Source organism: Bacillus sp. SIMBA_074, from assembly GCF_046534555.1.
GTDB lineage: Bacteria > Bacillota > Bacilli > Bacillales > Bacillaceae_G > Bacillus_A > Bacillus_A mycoides.
Map to the genome: position 1 here is coordinate 1 of NZ_JAWRYM010000160.1, position 385 is coordinate 385.

The window sequence follows — 385 nt, forward strand, 5'->3', positions numbered from 1 at the left end:
CAGACAGCTCCTGACTGGATGTCTTGTGTCCCTCCCACTCACACAAAGCACTTGCTCTTCCCCGCCTGGGTTTGGGGGATTTTACTTGGAATCGGCATGCTGATTGGCGGCGGGCTGGCCTGGTGGATTGCTGCAACCAACGTGATGCTGCCTTATGACGAACGTTTTTTAGGGGTACGCGCCACAGAATTAGAACTGGTAAACGCCCAGCTCCTTTCATTTATGTCTCACGATCGGATCAGCCTTGCTGGCACTATGCTCTCCATCGGCGTGATTTACTTCCAGCTGTCACGTCACGGCTTGAAAAATGGCCTGCATTGGGCGCGCACTGTTTTACTCGCTTCTGGAGCAGTCGGATTTGCCAGCTTCTTTTTGTTTGTTGGCT

Annotated in this window: 1 pseudogene; it reads left to right on the forward strand. The window is 52.7% G+C overall.

From position 1 onward, the window contains the following. Positions 1 to 96 precede the first annotated feature (96 nt). Positions 97 to 385: pseudogene (locus SB773_RS30300) on the forward strand (dihydroorotate dehydrogenase); the annotation flags it as partial.